At 35.8% G+C, this 22,659-nt stretch carries 22 protein-coding genes; 8 read left to right on the top strand and 14 right to left on the bottom strand.

All coding sequences use genetic code 11. From position 1 onward, the window contains the following. Nucleotides 1-88 precede the first annotated feature (88 nt). Nucleotides 89-1,108 (top strand): glycosyltransferase family 9 protein, encoded by a 1,020-nt coding sequence (locus K350_RS0121160; protein WP_028981608.1) that lies wholly within the window; start codon nt 89-91, stop codon nt 1,106-1,108. A gap of 22 nt (nt 1,109-1,130) precedes the next feature. Here K350_RS0121160 and K350_RS29800 read toward each other — a convergent pair whose 3' ends face one another. From K350_RS29800 to yiaA, 10 genes are all read right to left on the bottom strand, one after another. Next, nucleotides 1,131-2,975 carry a cytochrome-c peroxidase gene (locus K350_RS29800; RefSeq protein WP_051313447.1) on the bottom strand — a complete coding sequence of 615 codons (1,845 nt, stop codon included), beginning with the start codon at nt 2,973-2,975 and terminating at the stop codon, nt 1,131-1,133. 333 nt (nt 2,976-3,308) lie between these two features. Next, the gene (locus K350_RS29795; RefSeq protein ID WP_162144197.1) at nt 3,309-5,174 is read right to left on the bottom strand and encodes a metallophosphoesterase; all 1,866 of its coding nucleotides are present in this window, start codon (nt 5,172-5,174) and stop codon (nt 3,309-3,311) included. A 291-nt stretch (nt 5,175-5,465) separates the two neighbouring features. Beyond that, nucleotides 5,466-5,744 (bottom strand): GNAT family N-acetyltransferase, encoded by a 279-nt coding sequence (locus K350_RS0121145; RefSeq protein ID WP_028981607.1) that lies wholly within the window; start codon nt 5,742-5,744, stop codon nt 5,466-5,468. A 45-nt stretch (nt 5,745-5,789) separates the two neighbouring features. Then, entirely contained in the window at nt 5,790-6,302 is a 513-nt protein-coding gene (locus K350_RS0121140) for a DUF6702 family protein (protein WP_028981606.1), read from the bottom strand. Continuing rightward, the gene (locus K350_RS0121135) at nt 6,299-6,925 is read right to left on the bottom strand and encodes a HupE/UreJ family protein (protein ID WP_051313442.1); all 627 of its coding nucleotides are present in this window, start codon (nt 6,923-6,925) and stop codon (nt 6,299-6,301) included. Before K350_RS0121135 ends, K350_RS0121140 begins: the two co-directional genes overlap by 4 nt. Then, nucleotides 6,925-7,713 carry a pirin family protein gene (locus K350_RS0121130; protein WP_081671093.1) on the bottom strand — a complete coding sequence of 263 codons (789 nt, stop codon included), beginning with the start codon at nt 7,711-7,713 and terminating at the stop codon, nt 6,925-6,927. The genes K350_RS0121135 and K350_RS0121130 overlap by 1 nt, the downstream gene beginning before the upstream one ends. A gap of 118 nt (nt 7,714-7,831) precedes the next feature. After that, on the bottom strand, nt 7,832-8,185 hold the full coding sequence (locus K350_RS0121125; protein ID WP_028981603.1) for a cupin domain-containing protein: 354 nt from the start codon (nt 8,183-8,185) through the stop codon (nt 7,832-7,834). Next, on the bottom strand, nt 8,178-8,813 hold the full coding sequence (locus tag K350_RS0121120; RefSeq protein ID WP_037576536.1) for an alpha/beta hydrolase: 636 nt from the start codon (nt 8,811-8,813) through the stop codon (nt 8,178-8,180). Before K350_RS0121120 ends, K350_RS0121125 begins: the two co-directional genes overlap by 8 nt. 11 nt (nt 8,814-8,824) lie before the next feature. Then, on the bottom strand, nt 8,825-9,760 hold the full coding sequence (locus tag K350_RS0121115; RefSeq protein ID WP_028981601.1) for a ring-cleaving dioxygenase: 936 nt from the start codon (nt 9,758-9,760) through the stop codon (nt 8,825-8,827). Nucleotides 9,761-10,168: 408 nt separating this feature from the next. Then, nucleotides 10,169-10,570, bottom strand: coding sequence for an inner membrane protein YiaA (yiaA, locus tag K350_RS0121110; protein ID WP_028981600.1), 402 nt, complete (start codon nt 10,568-10,570; stop codon nt 10,169-10,171). A gap of 535 nt (nt 10,571-11,105) precedes the next feature. Here yiaA and K350_RS0121105 point away from each other — a divergent pair. The 3 genes from K350_RS0121105 (at nt 11,106) to K350_RS0121095 (ending at nt 16,677) form a co-directional block, all read left to right on the top strand. Beyond that, nucleotides 11,106-12,305, top strand: coding sequence for a TolC family protein (locus K350_RS0121105; protein WP_028981599.1), 1,200 nt, complete (start codon nt 11,106-11,108; stop codon nt 12,303-12,305). 2 nt (nt 12,306-12,307) lie between these two features. After that, the gene (locus K350_RS29790; protein ID WP_051313439.1) at nt 12,308-15,463 is read left to right on the top strand and encodes an efflux RND transporter permease subunit; all 3,156 of its coding nucleotides are present in this window, start codon (nt 12,308-12,310) and stop codon (nt 15,461-15,463) included. Nucleotides 15,464-15,534: 71 nt separating this feature from the next. Next, nucleotides 15,535-16,677 carry an efflux RND transporter periplasmic adaptor subunit gene (locus K350_RS0121095; RefSeq protein WP_028981598.1) on the top strand — a complete coding sequence of 381 codons (1,143 nt, stop codon included), beginning with the start codon at nt 15,535-15,537 and terminating at the stop codon, nt 16,675-16,677. A 171-nt stretch (nt 16,678-16,848) separates the two neighbouring features. Here K350_RS0121095 and K350_RS32920 read toward each other — a convergent pair whose 3' ends face one another. Next, nucleotides 16,849-17,466: a LamG-like jellyroll fold domain-containing protein gene (locus K350_RS32920; RefSeq protein WP_281169261.1), complete on the bottom strand. Its 618-nt coding sequence runs from the start codon at nt 17,464-17,466 to the stop codon at nt 16,849-16,851. Between the two features lie 201 nt (nt 17,467-17,667). Further along, a complete protein-coding gene (locus tag K350_RS33015; protein WP_281169249.1) occupies nt 17,668-17,793 on the bottom strand; it encodes a hypothetical protein in 126 nt (41 codons plus the stop codon). A 662-nt stretch (nt 17,794-18,455) separates the two neighbouring features. Between K350_RS33015 and K350_RS29785 the strand changes: the two genes are divergently transcribed. The 4 genes from K350_RS29785 to K350_RS0121065 are packed head-to-tail and all read left to right on the top strand — an operon-like array spanning nt 18,456 to nt 21,906. Continuing rightward, the gene (locus K350_RS29785; RefSeq protein ID WP_051313437.1) at nt 18,456-19,373 is read left to right on the top strand and encodes a TauD/TfdA dioxygenase family protein; all 918 of its coding nucleotides are present in this window, start codon (nt 18,456-18,458) and stop codon (nt 19,371-19,373) included. Between the two features lie 7 nt (nt 19,374-19,380). Beyond that, on the top strand, nt 19,381-19,962 hold the full coding sequence (locus tag K350_RS29780) for an FcoT family thioesterase (protein WP_051313435.1): 582 nt from the start codon (nt 19,381-19,383) through the stop codon (nt 19,960-19,962). Then, on the top strand, nt 19,955-20,842 hold the full coding sequence (locus K350_RS0121070) for a class I SAM-dependent methyltransferase (protein WP_028981596.1): 888 nt from the start codon (nt 19,955-19,957) through the stop codon (nt 20,840-20,842). The genes K350_RS29780 and K350_RS0121070 overlap by 8 nt, the downstream gene beginning before the upstream one ends. A gap of 11 nt (nt 20,843-20,853) precedes the next feature. Then, nucleotides 20,854-21,906: a Rieske 2Fe-2S domain-containing protein gene (locus tag K350_RS0121065; protein ID WP_028981595.1), complete on the top strand. Its 1,053-nt coding sequence runs from the start codon at nt 20,854-20,856 to the stop codon at nt 21,904-21,906. A gap of 40 nt (nt 21,907-21,946) precedes the next feature. On the opposite strand, the gene K350_RS0121060 is transcribed toward K350_RS0121065, so the two are convergent. Beyond that, nucleotides 21,947-22,411: a hypothetical protein gene (locus K350_RS0121060; protein WP_028981594.1), complete on the bottom strand. Its 465-nt coding sequence runs from the start codon at nt 22,409-22,411 to the stop codon at nt 21,947-21,949. Nucleotides 22,412-22,419: 8 nt separating this feature from the next. Continuing rightward, nucleotides 22,420-22,650, bottom strand: coding sequence for a hypothetical protein (locus K350_RS0121055; protein ID WP_028981593.1), 231 nt, complete (start codon nt 22,648-22,650; stop codon nt 22,420-22,422). Nucleotides 22,651-22,659 lie beyond the last annotated feature (9 nt).

The raw sequence follows: 22,659 nt of genomic DNA, 5'->3' as shown, positions 1-22,659 counted from the left end.
GCTATGGATTATAATGAATAACAGGATTTTTCAATAGCTATATTAATTGGGTTTAAGAAAACAGTATTTTTGCCTAATATTGAAGTGCGTGAAAAAAGATTTTAAAAGAATACTCATTATTCAGACTGCCTTTCTGGGCGACGTAATTCTGGCAACTCCACTTGTAGAAAAATTGCATAGACATTACCCTAATGCCCAAATTGATTTTCTGGTTAAAAAAGGCAATGAAAGTCTACTGAATAACAATCCTATCCTGAATGAGGTATTGGTTTTTGAAAAAAAAGACAAGCTCAAGAACCTGACTAAAATCATATCAAAGATTCGCTCTAACAAATATGATCTGCTTATTAATCTTCATCGTTTCGGTTCCTCTGGCGTTATAAGTTTTTTATCAGGAGCAAAATATAAAATCGGTTTTGATAAAAATCCATTTGCATTCTGCTATAACAAAAGGATCACGCATCAAATCGTTGACAACACGCATGAAGTAAGTCGTAACCTCAGTCTTATTGAAGACCTCACTGATAGCAAGCCTGAAAAACCAAGACTTTATTTCAGCAAAGAAGATGAGCAAAAGGTACAACCCCTTAAAGACAATCCATACCTCTGCATGGCACCTGCATCTGTCTGGTTTACCAAGCAGTTTCCGGAAGACCAGTGGGTGGAGCTCATGAACGGAATAGATTCAAAATACAAAATATATTTACTCGGAGGCCCTGGTGATTCAGGCCTTTGTAATTCTATTATAAACAAGTCCGAAAATAAAAACATTGAAAGCCTGGCGGGGAAGCTTTCTCTCCTCCAGTCATGCACACTAATGAAAGATGCTGTCCTTAACTATGTTAATGATTCAGGACCTCTTCACCTTGCCAGCAGTGTAAATGCCAATGTCTGTGCGATATTCTGTTCGACAGTGCCATCATTTGGTTTCGGACCGCTAAGTGATTTTTCGAGAATAGTTCAGATGGAAAGCGAACTGCAATGTCGCCCTTGTAACCTGCATGGATACAAAGCTTGTCCGCAAGGACATTTTAAATGTGCGAAGGATATAAGAGTTGAACAGCTATTGAAAGTGCTTTCGGAAGTTGAATCTAGTTATAAGTTTTAAGTGGTAAGTTTTAAGAAAAATCCTAATATCTTATTTCCTCTCTTATAATATCTTCATTTATCTCAGGTAACCTCTGCGGCCTTGATCCTATTCCAGAAGTATCAGTTAGTGATTCAAGAAAAGAAACAATAGCTTTCTTTTCATAAGCGTTGAGGTCAAGTGAATCAAAGGGCAATGTTTGATTTTCAATAGGAATTCCCAAACCTGCTCCTCCTCCTTTGTGATAAAAGTCAACCACTTCCTCCAGAGTATTGTAAATTCCATTATGCATATAAGGAGCTGTTAAAGCGCTATTCCTTACTGTAGGTGTTTTAAAGGCATACATAAATTCCTTTACACCGGTGACATTAAATCTTCCTTTATCAGGATCAATCTCTTTAGCTCCGGCAGAGGCAGGTACTCCAAGCACTTCAAATTCGGAATCATTATAAAATGGAGGTACAGCGCCATTGAAAACGGGAAAAAAGTGACAACTTCCACAAAGTGCTTTTCCTGCAAATAAATTATACCCATCAACAGCTTCTTTACTAAGACTGGTAAGATCTCCTTGTATGTATTTATCAAATGCACTATTGAAGGTAACTAGAGTTTTTTCGTATTCAGATATGGCTTTCTGAATATTATATGCGGTGATACCAGACTTATCTTCGAATGCTTTGTCAAAGAGCATTCTGTACTCCACACTTTTATTGAGTTTGCTTATTGCTTCATCCAAAGTACTATGCATTTCATTTTTATTATGAACAACATCAAACACCTGTTGTTCTAACTGATAAGCCCTTCCATCAAAGAAGAAAGCTTTTTGAAAAGCCACATCAAGCAGAGACGGTGTATTCCTGATATTATCTTTAATCAATCCTGTCGTCACTGTTAAATTTCTACCGTCTGTAAATCCTTTATCCGGATTGTGACATGTTGCACATGACATGTTATTTCCTCCTGAAAGCCTTGGATCAAAAAACAATAACTTCCCTAATGCAGCCTGCTTTTCATTAAACAAAGTATCATCGTAATAAATAGAAAAATGCTGCAGATTAAAATTTTTCCTGCTGAACAAAGTACTGCTATTTAAGTTTAAAGCCTGCTTTCTTCCTGACCAGGAAAGATGAGCAGTATTGTGTAACTTAACTATATTCTCATTAATAGGATTAATATAATTAACTATAAAATTTAGTCTGTCAAATGAATTAAAATCTGTATTCGCAACCAGATGCTTATGTGCAGATTTAAACAAACTTACACTTCGCTGATATGGCTGCAACACTAAAGGATCTCTTTCTGCGTAAATATTAAAAAAAGTAAATGCCTTGTTCACACCTTCCAGACTCCATTCTGACTCTTTAATACCATCAAGAGAAATGGTAGCATCATAACCATTGAAGCTCATTGTAGCTAATCTAAAAAGTTGCAACTGCATCATTTCAAGGAGCTGACCATCTCTCAATTCAACATCTTTATAATAATCCCGAAGTTTACTTAACTGATCTTTCAAATCGCTAACCTGACCTTTAAGCAATTGAAACTGCCTAACGTCTCCATCATAAATAATCTCTTCGATCTTCTGAAATCCTTGAGGATAAAAAACCTCACTTCCCATGTCTGCATCATACTTTGGCACTAAGGGACCATTTATATAGTATTTTGCTTCTTTCGGCGAAATATATTCGATGATAAACTCAATATGTTTATAATGCTTTCTAGCACTTACGTAATGCTTCTTTAATTTGCTTTGGTTAAAGGATTTTTCATTTAAAATACCGATGAGTTGTTCATTGCATTTTGCCATCTCTTCCAGTAAATAAGGTCTGTATTGTTCGGAGGCTTCATTTGGGGATGTTTTATAAAGGCTCACTCCTGTAGAAGCCATAAAACATATTATTGAGAGAATAAATATCCAGAATCTCATGCCAGGCGATCGTATAATGAAAAAAGGGATTATCTTTTAATAGCAATACGCAAAATTAAACCCTCAAAATGAATATACCTGATTTCAAATTTAATGTTTTCTCTTTGCTGGACCTTTAGCATAGGTTGAATTCTTTAAGTAATTAGCAAACAATCTTATTCTTTTGTAGAACAAGACATCATACTATGCATTTTGAATGCTTAAAATTATAACATAAAAAAACACCTTAAATATTATCAGTTGGTTATAAAGAAGTTAAAAATCTGTTAAGCGCCTTTTAATTGCATTCATGTCTTATTCTGAAATATAATTGATACGGACAATTTTACTTTTGCTTTCGTTTCCTATTCTAAGAATGTAAATCCCTGTTGGGATGGCTGATGCTTTTGCATTTAAAGTAAAAGAATAATCACCGGGATTCATCGATTTTGAGATAACAGGATTTTTCACTAATGTTCCGTTAAGATTGAATAACTCTATTTTCGTTGGCTCAGGACCATTATAGGATACCGTTATTTCCTCATTAAAAGGATTAGGAAAGACCTTAATCTCTTCTTCAAAAGAAGGAGCGGAAACATCTGTAATTAATTCTATAGTTGCTTCCACCTTTATATTAAATGTATCAGCAATGCATTGAAACTGATCTGTCACAACAACCACCTGGTCTTCTTCAGGATAGAAACTGACATTTCGTTCTTTACTATTATCATGAGACCAAACATAATCACCTTTCCAGGATGCACTAAGTGAAATAGAATCTCCAAGACTGACTTTTATATTCTTTATTTTTCCGGCATCTTTTATAATTGTAAACTTATCCCTTACCATGCCGTCTGCATTGAGCCATCTGGCATCTAATCGAGATCCTTCTATTTCCAGTATTAAAGATCCTCCGTTGGTTATATCATTAAACCCCTCCATTGCATTATGTGGATAGGCTACATGTGGATTTCCCCCAACACATCCTGATGCACCCGAAACCACATATACAGTTCCACCTGCTTTATGGAGAGAGTCTTTCAGATAGGTACATGAATTGGGTGAGCCATCATATCTTCCGCTTGAATGGCTTACATTATGGACATTCGCATCAAAAGTCGATTCCATACCATAATGGCCTTTGATAAGCTTGCTGCGTTCATAAGAATGGCTATGACCGCACATAATAAGGTCTACACCATATCGCTCAAGTATCCTTATAAAGTTACTTCTGATTAAAGCGAGCTCTGTTTCTGTATCAGAATTGTGATGTCCCATAGTGTATGGAGCATGATGCCAGTATGCAATAATCCACTTGCTTTTGTTAGCTTCAAGATCTCTTTTCACCCATTCTACCTGGGCACCTAAAGTATCATACAACCTGGTGGCATTATCCTCCTTACCATAGGAATCAAGGGAAATAAAATGAATATTCCCATAATCAAAAGAATAAAAAGCTTCTGTCCCAGAAGGTACTCCGCCAGATTCACCATTTGCTGGGGTATCAAATATATCATAATAAGCAATTTTATGATCCCCTTGACGATCAATGTTCATAGCATAATCATGGTTTCCAGGAGCTGGATATAAAGGAATGTTTTTCAACGCATTCCTTTCATATATCGAAAAAAAACTGGTTTTGTATTCATCATCATTACCACTCCAATAGGCATTATCCCCAAGCAAAAGCATTCCATTCGTAAGATTATTTCCTCTATGTCTATAAAACTGATCCCTTACCTTTATTTGATTTGTTGAATTATTTCCACAATCTCCTACCACCCAAAAGGAGTACTTCCCTTGAGAATCTTTAACAGGAGGTGTCAGAAAATAATTTTGCTCATCCCCTTGTAAGACACTGTCCCCAAACCCAATGGAATAATAGTATTTTGTATATGGGTTAAGATCAGAGAGCAACACTGTATGTTCTGTATTTTCACTAAAATTAACAGAGCTTTGGGATAGATCAGTGGGAGATAATCCGTACTTAACTATACTGTTCACTTTATTATTAGTCCTCCAGCGAAGTATAATGGACGTTGGAGTAGCCTTTTGGAGGTAAGGCCCTCTTACTAAAAATGTTTTATCCCCATTGATAATTTCTATCGCATTTTTATTCATTTCAGTGCCATTTGCATATCCTGAAATATTGAAGGCACTAAGCAGAACTACCAGTATCAAAGTTAAAAAAGCAGGCTTGCACCGCTTCTTCCCGAAGTTCACAATAAAAGACTCTAACCGATTTAACCGTAAATAACTCATGTAGAAGTTGTACTTTTTTTTGTAAAAACGTCAGTGAATACGTTCTATAAAAGCAAACGGGAAAATTATCGATATAGTTACTAAAACCTCTGTAGCCCTTATCAACAGAGGAAATCAATATCCATTGATTATTTCAAAAAATAATTACAAAAAACTTTAAAAACTATTTATCAAAAAGAATCGTATAACGAAACTTCTAAAAAAAATCATTCACAAAACATCCTCATATCCCTTAAATTTTTCAAATACTGACTTTGTGAAAGGACATAAAGGAATAATTTTAATATGCTTTTCTCTTGCAAATGCCACTGCATGATCAACCAGTTGTTTCCCTATACCTTTTCCTTTAAGTTTATCTGATACCTCTGTATGTTCTATAATAATTCTATCCTCCCCTCTCCATCTATAATACATCGTTGCCAATCTTTCATTTTCTTCTTCTATGAAAAATGTGCCTTCACCCTCTGTTTCTGCATTTTGAATATTCATAACCTAAAATATTTAAGCCTTACAATTTGTGCTTTTAACCTTCTGCTAAAGCAGAATATTCTCTTTCGTTTTATCAATCTCGAATTTTACCGTCCTCTTAATTTCATCATTAATATTCAAATGAAACATATTTACCTGCTCTTTAAAACTCTCCATCATAATGAAATTATAAACTTGAATTGAAGTAATTTTAGATATGTCTACTTTTTCTGTTTCATAATAAATAACAATGCCCATCTGATTCTTTTGTTCCGTTTTCAAATATTTAAGTTTTGTAAACGACTTATTAATCATTATTGAAAAGTTCTTTTGAAAGAATTCATTAACAAATTTCTGAGTAACCTGATTTTTCTGATTAATATAAACATCACCTCCTGTATAGCGATAAGTATCATGAAGTGTTTTTTCAAAATCATCCTGAAAGACTCTATGAGTGATTTCAAAGACCTTCTTCACTTCATCATACTTTACAGAAGTATAAGCCATTTTCAGGGGATGTGCAGAGGACATGCATGGCATGAGACATAAAACAATCAGATATGAAAGGATTTTTTTCATTTAAAAAGATTGTCTATTATCATCATCAAAGAAAGTCCGGCCCCGGCGCCTGAGAAGAACACCGTCCACTCTCTGTGCAATACATTAAACACCCTTGTAGAAATATATAAAAGAGCAAGAAACATTATTACAATTGTTACCTGGCCAAGTTCAAGACCTGAATTAAATGCAAAGAGTTGCTTAATAATACTTGAATCCTCTCCCATCATGAATTTAAAATTATTAGCAAAACCCAAACCATGTATCAACCCGAAGGATAATGCGATAAAGTAATTTACCACAACAAGTTTGTCAAACGTTTTTCCTTCAGACTCTTTTTTCTTTCTGACAATATTTGTCATTGCTGTAAAAAAGATTGTCATGGGAATTAAAACTTCCACCCAGTCCGGAGGTAGCAATATATAATCAAGCGTCGAGAGTGCCAATGTCAGGGAATGGCCGATAGTAAAAGCTGTAATGATCACTAATATCTTCCTCCACTCATTGAAGGTAAACAAGGCACATAAAGTCATAACGAATAAGAGATGATCATAGGCTTTAATATCTATGATATGATCCCAGCCAAGTTTTACGTAGTCATAAAACTCCGCATCAAATATAGGATGAAGAATATGCAGGTACATCAGTCAATCATTGGAACGTCCATCAATAAAATCTGAAGATCTTCTGAAGCTTCTATAGAGATCTTGTCTGCATTCCAGATACCAAGCCCGTCTCTTGCAGCCAGGTCTATTCCATTTATCTTTGCTTTGCCTTTAATTATGAAGGCATATACACCATTCCCTTTAAAAGCTAATGGATAAGCAACCTTATGGTTCTTTTTAAATTTCCCAACCGAGAACACTGCATTCTGATAAAGAAAAAGAGCAGTGGTATCATTAGGAGAAACTACTTTTACCAAAGTATTTATGGGCTGATTTTTTAATACACCATTTTTCTGCTGATACCTTGGTTGAACATTTTGCTGATTAGGAAACACCCAGATCTGAAGGAGTCTTAATGTGTCTGATTTAGAGTAGTTATATTCTGAATGTGTAATACCTGTCCCGGCTGACATTATCTGTACATCACCTGCATTAATCAGACCTCTGTTTTTCATATTGTCTTTATGTTCAACCGTCCCCTCTAAAGGAATTGTGATGATTTCCATATTATTATGAGGATGTGTACCAAAGCCTTTTCCACCGTCTATCCTGTCATCGTTCAGGACTCTGAGAGTGCCAAAATTCATTCTGTCAGGATCGTAGTAATCACTGAATGAAAATGTATGGTAACTAAGCAACCAGGCTATTTCAGAAGTTCCTCTTGTATTGGCCTTATGAAGAACATACTTAAACTGACCTTCTGGTTTTGTCTGGGCATTGGCACTTAAAACCAGTGCAGATAGCATGCATAAAATCAGATGTTTCATATCAATGTTAATTAATCTGTAAACGATATAAAATTAGAAATTTATATACGGAAACAGATTGACCTGTATCAAGAAAAGAGAGGAGAAATATATAAAATAAAAAATACTCTAAAATCTATTATGGCAGGGTTATAAAAATTGATTTTCTCCTGATTGGAGTAAGATTTCTGGTTCTATGCCCTTTTCCCTCTGTGTCTTCCATTAAAAGGATATCTCCTCCCTTAAAACTTCTTTTTACTCCCAAAGAAGTTTCTATTTCAATTTCCCCATCAAGTAATATAATATATTGCTTTTGAGGAGCAGTATGAAAATCAAAATCATAAGAAGGCTCCACTTCTCTGAATATCACACCTTTGGTCGGTTGGGTTTCAGAGAGCCTTCCAATGGTACCCGCTTCTTTCAAATCAATGGAGACATCTTCAAAATGACTGTCTCCATTAACATCGCTGTATACTTTTGTTATACTAAACATTTTGATTACTATTTAAAACCCACTTATTCGCCCAATCTATCTCTTCCTGAATAATGGTGTGTCCCATATCTTTATAGACAATCTCTTTTACATTCGCATTCATCTTTGTCAGTAAAGAGGTGCTATCCTTTACCCTTTGAACAGGAACGTGAAAATCAGGATCACTTGTACCTATAAAGATTGGAGTACCTGCAAAATCCCCCTTATATTTTTCGGCATATAATTTATCACCGATCAATCCGCCGGTAAATGCGATGGCTCCTCCCCATCTGGTTGCGTTTCTCGCAACAAACTCCAAAGTAAGACAAGCCCCCTGAGAAAAGCCTAGGATATATATATTCTCCTTTGCTATCCCCTTTGAGACAAGATCATTTACAATACCATTCAATAAATCAATCGCTGACGACAGAAATGGTTCATTCCGCGAAGGCTCAGCCAGAAAAGAATAAGGATACCATGTATGATTAGTTGCCTGCGGAGCGATAATTGCAAAATCATCATTCATCTTGAAATAAGAAGACAGGGAAAGGATGTCTTCAGCCGACGCCCCTCTCCCGTGTAACATTATAAGCACCTTCCCTGCCTCTTCAAGTTTTTTACCTCTATATACAATATTAATCTGATGCATAATTTTTAATATTAAGCTTCTACAAGTTTAGGCAAAACTTTTTCTATCTGACTTCTCTTTGACTCATATTGAGCCGGCAGCTTCAAGTTTTTACCTAATTCATTCACATCCTCATCCACTGCAAATCCAGGATTATCAGTTGCTATTTCAAAGAGTACTCCACCTGGCTCCCTGAAGTATAAGGAATAGAAATAATTCCTGTCAATCTTCGGAGTAATATTAAAACCTTTACCGACTACGACATCCCTGTATTTCATCAATACCTCCTCATCTTTTACCCTGAATGCAACATGGTGAACAGTGCCACCGGCAACATGTCCACGACCTTCTCCTGCAGCCTCTACGAGATCTACTATGTTGGCATTTTCTACTGCATCAGTTTTAAACCTGAAACGATTTACATTTTCAGCATCAAGTTTAAATCCGAAAATATCAGTTAATACTGCAGCAGTATCTTTAATAGAGCTTAAAGTCAGAGTAACATTGTGAAACCCTCTTGTTGCCGCATCTGCAGCTACATCTCCGGATACGTAAGGAGTACGGCTATCAGTTGTTTCATACAACTCTAACTTTAATCCATCAGGATCAAGAAAGGTCAGATACTTTTCTCCAAATCTATCTGAGGGTTTATTATAAGTAACATTAAGTTTATCAAATCTTTTAACCCAGAAATCCAGACTTCCTTTCGGAACAGCATACCCTATCTCTGTAGCCATTCCTGTACCTCTTCTTCCCGGAGTAATTCCTTCCCAGGGAAAGAAAGTCAGGATAGAACCCGGAGTACCAACCTGATCACCAAAATAGAAATGATAAGTGCCAGGATCATCAAAGTTCACTGTCTTTTTAATAAGTTTCAGACCTAATACTTTTGTATAAAAGTCAAGATTGCGCTGTGCAGAACCTGCTATTGCAGTTATATGGTGTAAACCTGATATGACGTCTTTCATAACTTTAGTGTTAATAGTATAAGTATAACCTTCTTCAATTGTTTCTCAGAACCAGAACCTTATTCTGCTCTGAACTAATAACACAAAGATACACTGCCTCATTCCTAATCTTCCTTGATCCAGATTAAGAAAGAATCTTGATAAAGATCAATAAAAAAACAGGAAGGCATATTACTAAACCTTAATCAAGAGAGAATTCACCAACAGGCATGAAAGTAGTAAAAAGCTTTTTTAGATTGGTTAAAGTCCTTCTCCTTCAGCGCAGTCAACTTAGAGAAAAAGACTAAAAAATAAGTTTTCTTGCTGTATAAGACAGAAGTAGTAAAAGAAGAATAGAGCAACAGTTTGAGCAACAGCAACATAATACTGCATTAATGTTCTTACTGTTGCTCGAGCTGTTGCTGTTTTCTATAATGCGGCCTTATTGGCCGCCTGAACATCTCTGGTATTTTTCTGAACGGTGATAGCTCCGAAAATAGCTAACAGGAATGCAAAAGCGTAAAAGCCTTTTTCACTGGGCAATAACACCGCATTCCAAAGTCCTATTGCAAGAAGTACTATGGACAATAGAGTTGCAAACCAACTTAAGCCATAATACAGATCCGTTACAGGTACCCCTTCAAGCTTGTCTCTCACGCTCTTCTGTACCGATATTACTGAAAACAGACCGAACATCAGTACTGTAAAATAATATCCTTTTTCATTAAGAAGCATTTCTGCCCTCCACAGACCAATTAAATAGCCGCATATTCCAGCGCCCAAAGCTATCCATGAAGCGGCAATAAATGCATTTGATGGTTTTTGATTCATATTAATTCCTTAGTTAGGTAAATAAAAATTGAAGTGATTTCATTAAAAGCTTAAAGTTTGATCAACAATATTCCCCGATGTGGAAAATCCTGACTGTCAATAATTACATAAAATCTATTCATCCTTTTATAGTTTTAAACCATTGTCATTCAAAGATTGAACCACTTTTCTGATCCTCCTTAAATCTCCCTTTTATTCAGTCGACTATAAATATGGACAAAAAGATTAGTGTTTTTTAATGACATTTTAATGTCCTTTTAACCACATTTTAACTCCTTTGCAGGTCAGGTAAGAGTTTTAAAATCAATACAATTGTCTTTTTCCTTAAGACAATTGAACCACTAGGATTATTAAAATTATTACAATTCCAAGTTAATCATGTAAGAAAAATCCACTTGACATTTACAAAACATTGAAATATATTTATTCAGCTTCTAATATTTCCTCAAGAGGCAAAAAACAAAATTGTCTTATTCTAATAGAGGAGAATTTGCCAATATTGAACAATTCTAATATTTAATTTTAATTTTTAACAATGAGACTACGAGTAAAACTACTCCTTTATGGAGGATTATTCTTGCTTTACAGGCTGGGTTATAGCCAGAAAAGCATATCCCCGGATTCTGCTATTCAGATAGCATTGATTAATCACCCACAAATAAAAGTCTCAAACCTTCAGGTAGAGCAACAACAACTTTTAAAAGGAAGTAGTCTCCAGATTTATAATACAGAATTGCTGTTTGAAGCGCCACAGGGTAATGAACTTAGACCAGGCATACTTCAATCTATTGATTTCCCTACTGTTTACATGCAGCAGTACAAAACACAACAGGCTAATATCAATCTGATGAAAGCTGATAGGGCTGTTAATACAAACCTCATAAAGTTCAATGTCCGAAATACTTATATCAGTTACCAATACTGGAGAGAAAGATTTCAAATACTGAAAAATCAAGACTCCATATTGCGAGGCCTATTGAAGATCAATGAGGTAAGATATAATGTAGGCCAAATAAGTATTCTTGAAAAAATAAGCGGAGAAGCAAAGTACAAAGGCATTGAACTGCAGCTATTGCAGGCATCTGCTGAATTCAGAAATTCCAGAAAGCAATTTTTGCTTGCCATTGGCACACCTGAAGATACATCTTATATACCTGATAGAAGTATAGAAAAATTTCCACCACTGATTATTAACAGCTCCACAACAGAGCATTTAACCAACAACCCTGTATACCACTACTACCAAAGACAACAGGATCTCAGCAAAAGGCTTTTAAAACTCGAGAGGGCAAGGAGAATGCCAGGATTAATTGTTGGCTATTTAAATCAAGGCGATGAACATACTGCTTTTAAATACAGGCTAAGAATGGGTGTTACCTTACCAATCTTTTACTGGGCCTATCATTCAAGAATAAAGGCCGCTGACAAAGGTATTGAAATAGCAGAGAATCAGTTAATACTAGGCAAATACAAACTCAATGGAGAGTATATACATGCAGTAAGCAGATACAGGCAGTTTACTCAGGAGCTAAACTATTATGAATCTGCCGGCCTGCTGGAAGCTGCGCAAACATTGAAATCTGCTTCTGAAAGCTACAGACTCGGAAGCATTACATATTATGTCTACTTATTAAATATAGAGCAGGCATTTTCAATAGAGCTCAATTACCTTGAAGCACTGAAAAACTACAACCAGTCCATTATTCACCTTAATTATCTTTTAGGAGACATTTAATCATGATTGAAAAGATTATAAGCTTCAGCGTACGCAATTACATTGTTGTTCTGGTTTTAACATTGATATTGATTTTATGGGGAAGTTACTCATTGTCTGAACTCCCAGTGGATGCAGTACCTGATGTAACAAGCAATCAGGTAGATGTGATTACCAACAGTCCGAGCCTTGCATCTCTTGAGATTGAAAAATTCATTACTGCTCCGATAGAAATGTCAATGTCTAATATTCCGGGCCTTATTGAAATGAGGTCAACATCAAAGTTTGGACTAAGCGTTGTGAAACTGGTCTTTACAGACAATACAGATGTGTACTGGGCCAGACAACAGGTATTCGAAAGGATTCAGGCTGTGCAGGCAGAGATCCCGGAAGAACTTGGAAAGCCTTATATGGGACCAGTTTCCACAGGACTTGGTGAAGTATTTCAATATGTAGTAAGACCTGAAAATCCAAAGGATAAAAGCTTTTCCTTAATGGAAATAAGAACCCTGCAGGATTGGAACATAAGAAAACAATTGCTGGGCATACCAGGAATCGCTGAGGTAAGCGGCTTCGGAGGATATAAAAAAGAATATCAGGCTAAAATAAAACCAGACAGAATGAAAGCGCTGGGAGTTTCTATTGATGAACTGTTTGATGCCCTTAGCCGTGGAAACAGCAATACAGGAGGAGCTTATATAGAAAAAAACAACAAAGCTTTTACCATCAGAGGAATTGGTCTGGCAACAACGCTTGAAGAAATCGGAAAATCAGTTGTTAAAAACAACGTGGGAGCACCTGTATTAATAAGAGATGTAGCTGAAGTTGACTATGGTAATAGTATTCGATACGGAGCCATGACCATGAACGGAAATGGTGAGGTAGTCGGAGGGATTATCATGATGATGAAAGGTGAAAATGGAAGTGATGTAATCGCAAGGATAAAATCGAGAATGAAAGAAATTGAAGCCTCTCTTCCCGAAGGCTTGATTATTGAACCTTTCATTGACAGAGAGAAACTTGTTTCCAAAGCTATAAAGACTGTTTATACCAATTTAATTGAAGGCGCAATAATAGTAGTGCTGGTAATTCTATTCTTCCTTGGCAACTGGAGAGCCAGCTTGCTTGCAGCATCTGTTATTCCACTATCCATGCTCTTTGCTTTTGGTCTGATGAAGGAATTTGGTGTGGTTGGAAACCTGATGAGTCTAGGTGCTATAGACTTCGGATTACTTGTAGATCCAGCCATCATCGTTGTAGAAGCTGCAGTTTTACATCTTTCTCTGAAAATGGCAGGAAGAACAAATCAGAAAATGCGATATGGAGAGAGACAAGAAATTGTTATCAATGCTGCATCTGATGTAAAAAAATCTGTAGTATTCGGAGGACTGATTATTCTGATCGTTTATTTTCCTATACTCACTCTTACTGGTATAGAAGGTAAGATGTTTACACCGATGGCCAAAACAGTAAGCTTTGCGATCATAGGAGCTTTGCTTTTATCCATAACTTACGTACCCATGATGTCTGCTTTGATTATAAAGCCCTCTTCACACGAAGATCATGGAATTTCTCAAAAGCTCATCGATGCTGTATATAATTTCCTCAGAAAAATCCTTGTGTGGGGCATGGAAAAGAAAGCTGCTATCATAGGTTTTGCGCTTGCTGTCCTCGGTGCAGGGATATTCGGGTTTGCCATTATCGGAGGAGAATTTATTCCAAAACTTCAGGAAGGAGATCTGGTAATAGAAGTAAACCTTCCTGTTGGAACTTCACTTTCTGAATCTTTAAAACTTAGCGATAAGATCCAGACTGAACTCATCAGGGAGTTTCCTAATGAGATTGAACGTATTGTTTCGAAAATAGGAACATCTGAAGTACCAGTAGATCCAATGCCTCTGGAAGCTCAGGAAATTGTAGTGGTGCTGAAAGATAAGGATCACTGGAAAAAAGCAAAGACTCAGGAGGATCTGGCAGACCTTGTATCTGAGGTAATGCAAAAATTCCCTGGAATTGTGGTTTCAATTCAGCAGCCTATAGAAAACAGAGTAAATGAATTGATGAGTGGAGCAAGAACGGATGTTGTAGTTAAGGTATTCGGACCTGACCTTGATACGCTGGTGAGCAAAAGCAATCAGATCATCGGAATTATAAAGGAAGTGGAAGGAGCTACCGATGTTCAGGAAAACAAAATCTATGGATTACCTCAGATCAACATTAAGTATAACAGAGACCATATGGCTTATTACGGTGTAACTGTTTCCCAAATCAACAGAGCTATTCAGACGGCATTCGCAGGAGGTATCGCAGGGATTATCTACGAAAACAACAAACGTTTTGATCTTAGTGTCAGATTATCCAGTGATGAAAGAAGTAAAACTGAAAACATCAATAATCTTCTCATCAGTGATAAAGATGGAAATCCGCTTCCATTGCACCACCTTGCTGAAATCAGCGAAGATGTAGGGCCATCAGAAATAGGTCATGAAAATTTACAGAGGAAATCCAACATAGGCTTTAATGTAAGGGGCAGAGATCTTGCGTCTGTCGTAACTGACGTTCGTACCAGAATAAATAATGAAATATTTATACCTCAAGGTTATACTGTGCAATATGGTGGTGAATTCGAAAATTTTGAACGAGCAAAAAACAGGTTATCAATAGTTGTGCCCATTGCACTTCTAATTATCTTTATTCTACTGTTTATTTCATTCGGTACTTTCAGAGACAGCTTCTTAATATTTTCAGTTGTTCCCCTTTCTGCAGTGGGAGGTGTGTTCTCATTATTGATTAGAGATATGAACTTCAGTATCTCTGCTGGTGTAGGATTCATTGCGTTATTCGGTGTAGCTGTGCTGAATGGAATTTTGCTTGTTAGTAAATTTAACGATTTGCTTCAAGAAGGAATTATAGACCCTAAACAACGTGTGTTAATAGGACTTAAAGACAGATTAAGACCTGTATTAATGACCAGCTTTGTTGCTGCCTTAGGTTTCCTTCCTATGGCTATGTCTTCCAGCGCAGGAGCCGAAGTACAAAAACCGCTTGCAACAGTGGTGATCGGAGGTTTGTTTACAGCCACGTTCCTCACACTAATTGTACTACCTGTTTTTTATACAATATTTAAAAAGGATCAATCAGAAAGCTGGTATAAAAAATACCTGCCGGAAAATAATTAAAACACTCCTAAACATACTTTATCATGATAAATTCAATTTCGCATAAATTAATATCAAGCTATCTATGTTGCATGCTCATTATTATATTGCAAGCATGTCACAAAGATAATAAAAGTGCTTCAGCACCAGTCATTGATGAGAACTCCATTGAACTAACCGAGGACCAATTGAGAAGACTTGAAATAAGTCTTGTTGCCCCTGAGAAAAAGGCTTTGGAGTCATACATACATTTTAATGGAAAAATTGTAGCCTTACCCAATTATCGTGCAGAGGTAAGCTCCAATGTACAGGGAAAAATAGAAAAAGTATTTGTTCATGAAGGTGATTATGTGGAGAAAGGAAAACCTCTTATTGAATTAAGCAGCATGAGACTTGTAGAACTACAAGAAGAATATTTTGCGGCAAAAAATGAAACGGATTTTTTAACTATTGAACTGACCAGACAAGAAGAACTCAGAAAAAACAATGTAGGAGCGCTTGTGGATCTTCAAACTGTACAAACCAAACATAGAGCTTCCTTAAACAGACAAGCATCTCTGAAAGCTAAACTAGCTTTATTAGGCATTGACATGGAAGGTAATGGATCTGATGCAATAAGAACGAAATTATCCATTAAAGCTCCTATCTCCGGATATATCCATTCTTTGCCGGTGAGTGTTGGTATGATTGCTTCATCAGAAACTATCCTTGCTGAATTGATAGATGTGAGCCAGCTTCTTGCTGAAATTTATGTTTATGAGAAAGATATAGACCTTATTAAGTCCGGTCAACCTGTAACCCTTGACTTTATCAACCATTCATTCGGAGAAGTGCAGGGGACTGTATTTAATATTGATAAAGTAATTGATGAAAGCACTAAAGCCATCAATGTCTTTGTTAAATTCTCTGCTCCTGACAAAAGCATCATACTTCCAGATATGAACATCATGGCGACATTAGAGAATAAGAGTAATAATACTCCTGCTCCTACAGTGCCACGTTCCAGCATACTGCAGGAAGATGACCTTTACTATATTTTCTTAACCGATAAGAAAGTAAAAGATGGTAAGATTAAGCTCAGCAAACATAAAGTAGATCTTGGAGACAAAAATGAAAAGCTTGCAGAAGTTATTTTCCCAAATCCAGTAGAAAATGAAATATTCGTAGCCGTCAACAATGTGATGGCTATAGAAATGGAAAGGAAGAAGAAGATAGGTGGTGTTTTTGCTGATTAAGGCAAATTTCACTTAATATAAAAAGAAAGCCCTTTGATCCATATGAATCAAAGGGCTTTCTTTTTATATCTCATCTATTATTGAAGAACTATTTTTCTGGTTTCTTTTATGTTATTTCCACCATCCAAAACCTGAACAAGATATATTCCAGGTCCCCCCCATGAAGATAAGTCAACAATCGCCTCTTCCTGATTCACTTGTCCGGAATACACTATCAATGTATCCATCAAGAGGAGTAGTATAGTATTGAGTTAATCCATCCACTGAAGAAGTACTTACTAATTCTCCATCGACCCATACGTTCATTTTATCATTTCTTGAGACCAAGATATGATACCATCTTGCGAGTGAAGGTAAGGCTGTATTTTTAGTACTTATCCACGTAAAATTCGTACTTCCACTTGTATATACCCTACCTTGAGAAGTAAGATAATTATTATTTAACGAAACATTAATTCCATATTTAGGCTGAGCCGGAACACTTCCGAATTCAAGCATCGCGCCAGCCGACTCATTTGATGGATAAGATGCTACCTTTACCCAAAAGCTATAAGTATAGGTAGGATTCCTCAACTCTTCTGCTCCGCTGATTTTTATGTAATCATTAACTCCATCAAAATAATATGCAGAATTCGGATTTCCGAATCTATCTTCAACAAGAACTGCACCATTGACAACGCCATTATTTGCGCCACCAGATAAATCATTGGCATTACCATTAAAAGGGAAATAACCAACAAGTCCATTCGTTGGGACCTGAGCAAAAACTTTTAAATTAAACTGAAAAATTAAAAGTAAGATGAAAAGATTTCTATGTTCATAAAATAAATGCTTTCTATATAGTAATTAAATTTTCACTTTTTACCAGAAATCTGTACGCCCCCCCAAAACAAAAGTTTTCCAACAAAAGAATAAGCAATTAAAAATCAATAAAATAAAACACAAACTAATTTATTAAAATTCCGCTCTAAGGGATCTTCCAAATAACACCTAATAAAAATGAATATCCATAAAATGAAAACCTTCTGCCACCATGCCAGTAATATATCCTTTTAAAGATATTTCCATCAATGCCTTGTTGAGTTCCCTAACTTTTATAGAGTTAACATCACCCATAAATTTTAATATAACTTGAAAGCCTGAGATGCAAAAACAATTCCATTGGAATAAATCATGAAGATGATAGATTACCTATTCTTAATACCACTATATTGCCGACTTAATCAATCAGCATTACTTTATAGATATATTTTGAGATTAACAGACTTTATCTTAAAAACTCAACCATATTTTGTAAGTATAACAACTAAAGATGCTGCTATAGATACAACAATGATTAATTCAACATTCACTTTATAAAATACCAATTACCCATAACATTAAACTCTTTATCGCCGAAACAGCGAGCATTTACGATGTATTTTAATTTCCTAAAACACAAACATTTAAAGGCTTCTACCCCTTTACTGCATTTTTAATAACAAAAGCAAAAAAAGTATTTCAAAAATTTTTAGATATTTTTTTATTATATACTTTTGATCCGGGTTATGGTCATAAACACTAGCTACGTTTCTGACAAGGTCCTTCTATAACCCTTATGTATCTAAGAAGAAAAGCGCGCTTCATTCTTAAACCACCAACCTATTGTGTCTTTCAAGGCATAATAAACCAGTACCGTTTTGGCTTCATCAGTATCACCATCCAGGTAATATAAATCTGGGCCAGGCGCACTATATCATTTATAATATTCAGGAAAAAATTTATTAAAAAAGACATTTATGAAAACAGAAAAAATTGCTATCGGCTGTAATATACACGGCGTTGACGTAAACAACATTTCAGATGCTGAAATCAGTACATTGCAAAATGAGCTTTACAAAAACAGAATCATCATTCTGAAGAATCAGAATATTTCTGATGAAGCTTATTGCAACTTTGCTACTAGGTTTGGTACTCCAATACCCTATCTGCAGGAGAACTATCATCACCCAAAATTCCCACTGATATTCGTATCATCAAATGTAAAGAAAGATGGAAAACAGATAGGAGTACCTCGTACCGGTGGCTATTGGCACTCTGATACTTCATTTGAAAAGGATCCGAAAGTACTTACTATGTTACTTCCTAAGGTACTTCCATCAACTGTTAAAAGAACAACTAAGTTCATTGACATGAACGCAGTATACAAATCACTTCCAAAGAATCTTCTTAATGAAATAGAAGGTGAAGAATTTATCCATAGCGGCAGATGGAAATATAAAATCCGCCCTGAAGATGCAGGTATCGATATCTCTGAAATGCTGGAAATGATTGACTTCTATGCCCCACCAGTTAATCATCCTGCCATACTTGAACATCCATATACTAAAGAAAAAATTGTATATGCTACAAGAGGCTTTACTGTAGGAATTAAAAACAAGTCTTTGGATGATTCTCAAAGGATACTAAACGAAATATTTGATTTTGCTGAAACAGATCAGTTTATCAGAGAAGTTACCTGGTCTCTCGGTGATCTTATTATATGGGATAATCGCTTTCTTGCTCACTGTTCAGGACGAAAAAAAGCCATCACTGAAAACATTCACGAAGATGTGAAGAAAGAAGAAGAAACTATGATGTACAGAATTACTTTAAAGGATGCATTTCCTTTGTGTGCCTCTCAACTCCATGAAGATGTAACAACATTACAAAACTGATACTACTATGACAACTGCCCTAAATAACACTTATAAAAGCGAAACTCCGACAATAGAAATTTCACCCGATTTTCTTGATCTTATATTAAAGCCTTATAGAAATCATGCTAAATATCTGCATGAAGCTGAGATCACTCATTTCCTGGAAAAGCTGGAGCCTAATTCTACCTCCAGCTTAATCACTGCCAGAGGAAAATTCTCAATCCCTGAAAGCTGTTACATTGATGATACAGGACATTTCAATGCAGTCGAGTTCAATATTTGTTTTAATCAGCTAGCATATGTAATGTTTGGAAAATGCCTTCAGAAAGGGATCTTTCAAAGGCTCATACCAATCTGGGAAAGTAAAATAAAACTTGACTATGACATCTTCCTTAAACAGCAGCTTTCCTCAATGCTCATAGTAAAGATCGAAGGAAAATTCCTAAAACAGCTTGACAGCGATGGCTTTTATGGAGAGATATCAATTGATAAGGTCATTTCCTCTAATGATGCTCACTTCGCTTACACGACTGTCTCCTTCTCAGATGAAGATGGTGTTAAATGCAAAGGTTCTGTCGTACTTGCCTTCAATCCGATTCATGAATAAACAAAAAAACAATGCAATCCGCTCTGCGGAAACCGTGGCTGCACTCAGAGCAGCCACGGCTAAAGAAGAGGATATTCTAATCCAGTGCGAAGATTACCTTGCAAAATTTTTCATTGGATTTAAGTACCGTCTTATTACAAGCATAAAACCTCAATGGCTTCTCCAAAAGATAATTGAAGCGATGTCTCCCGGGAGTTATTGTTTCGCTATCATCAGAACTAAGTTCTTTGACGAAATCCTTCTCAAGGAAATTTCCGGAGATATAGAACAAGTAGTGATACTAGGTGCAGGATATGATACAAGAGGAATAAGATTTAAAATACATCTCAAGAAAATAAAAGTATTTGAAGTTGACTTTCCCGGAACTCAGAGGAATAAAAGAAAGAAGTTGGTTCACCTTCCTGAAGAAATTCCTTCTAATATTCATTTTATTCCATTAGACTTTAATGAAAGGCCTTTTCATGAAGCTTTAATGGAAGCTGGATTCTCCAAAAATAAACGTACTCTTTTTTTGTGGGAAGGAGTTTCTTATTATCTGCCTGAAAAGGTCGTTGTACAAGTTCTCAGCTTTATATCTCAATGCGCGATCGGAAGTTCTATCGTGTTCGACTATGCTACAAAAGACTTCGTAAATGGTGACCACAGTACCCATGGAGGAAAAGAAATCGCTAAATGGCTGAAAAAAATTAAAGAACCATTTTTATTTGGCCTGAATGCGGATGAAATAAGTTCATTCTTATCCAAAATAAACTTGTCTGTAATAACTGATTGCGGACCAGAGGAGCAAGAGAATATGTATCTGAGAAACAGGAAAGGAAAGATTATAGGCCAGACACTTGGACATGTAAGAATGGTCCATGCTAGAATTTCTTATAAATAAATTGACCTTGTATGAAAAAACATAATTGCGAAGAGTCTGATATACTTAGATTCCCTCATCCTGTACTAAAATCTTCTTCATTAAAGAAAAAGATAAAAGAGGTAACAGTGAATGGAAAAAAATATGTACTCTATAGAGACAACAATGGTAAACCTGTTGCATTTCCCATAGCATGTCCACACCGGGGAGCTCTATTATCTAAAGGCAAAATAAATAAAGAAGGAGAACTTGTATGTGCCTATCATGCCTGGAGGATCAATGCATCAGGACAAGCTCAGAGTCCTTCCGTACCAAACAAAACCTGCGAAGTACATAGCTTAAAGACCTGGGATAAATATGGCTTTATCTGGATTGCTAACCAGAACACACCTGATGACACATTTCCTGAGTTTATGCAACCTGGATATGAATTTATAGATAAATTTTCTTCTCACTTTAATGCTCCTGTAAAAGTTGCACTTGATAACTTTGGTGAAATTGAGCATGCGTTTAAAGTACATACTTTTATTGGTCCCAGTTCTAATGATCTTAATACAGTAGACTTCAAGGTTAAAATTGAAGAAGAACAGACCTATGGTTTTCTCGACTGTAAATACAGAAACTTGCCCATGTTTCTAAGTTCATTTTTCGGGATAAAAAAAGGCGATCACTATCACAATGATTGGATATTCAAGTTCAGGCCGTTGCATGGATCATACAAAAACTATTGGACTGATAAACACAAAACAACTGAACGGGCTGTTTCCTTTATTATAACCAGCTTTCTTGTCCCTGTTAATGCTAATGAGACAAAAATTCAAGTCTTTGTGCAAATGGCCATTAAAAACAAATGGTTAAAACTCCTGAAGCCCGTTTTAAAATTATCCACGATACTTATAACCAGATATGAAATTTGGGCTGATGCAGGTATTGCCAAATTTGCTGCTGAAGATCCTGAAGACGGAACCAATTGGAAACTCACCTATCTTGACAAACAAATTATGCCTAATAGAAAATTAATGGAGAAATTATATTTCCAAAAAGAGTATAAAAAAGTATTAACAGAAGAAGAAATTGAACATTAAAAAAATCAAGAGTATTATTGATAATACTCTTGATTTCATTCTAGAAGCTTCTATAATATGGCCTGGATATAAAAGGAGAAAAGGGCCATGGTACAGCAAGAAAGATGATGAATATCACAATTCCAAAATAGATCAATACATATTTCCTTTTCAGCTCATATGTCTGAGATCTTTTAATAATAGAAGATCCTATTGTTAATACAAATACAGCGATGGTCATCATTGATACGTGATACAAACCAAAAAAAGCCATTTCAGGAATGGCCAGACCTTCTTTTATATTAGCCCTGAAATATTTCACCATTGGGCTTTCAAAATAAAGATAGTAACCTAAAATAAGCTGAAGATGAGCAAAAGAGACAGTTGCTGATTTAAATATATCACCGAGCTTAAAAGCAGCCTTACCATTATTTCTATTACTTGCAAAAAGTATGGTAGTTCCTATAAGTCCCAGAACCAATAACCATCTTATTATTGAATGAAATGAAAATATTATCGGGTACATAACTTAAGCTATAATTCTTCAATATTATACTTTAACGAATTTTTATCAAGAAACAACTTAAGCTCTTCAAGACCTTCCCAAACTTCCCGTTTAACACTTTTACACACATAAATTCCGGATTCTTCAACCTCGATTACATCTCCCCAATTTTCATCGTCAGATTCAAAGTCCACCATTTGTCTTAGCTTTTCTTTGTTGTCTTCGGAGAGTTCTACATGAATAAAATACTCAAATCCCATATATTTAAT

Origin of the sequence: Sporocytophaga myxococcoides DSM 11118 (genome assembly GCF_000426725.1) — a bacterium.
GTDB lineage: Bacteria > Bacteroidota > Bacteroidia > Cytophagales > Cytophagaceae > Sporocytophaga > Sporocytophaga myxococcoides.
Note: the sequence above shows the minus strand (reverse complement) of the source record. Positions and strands in the feature narration are given on the sequence as shown.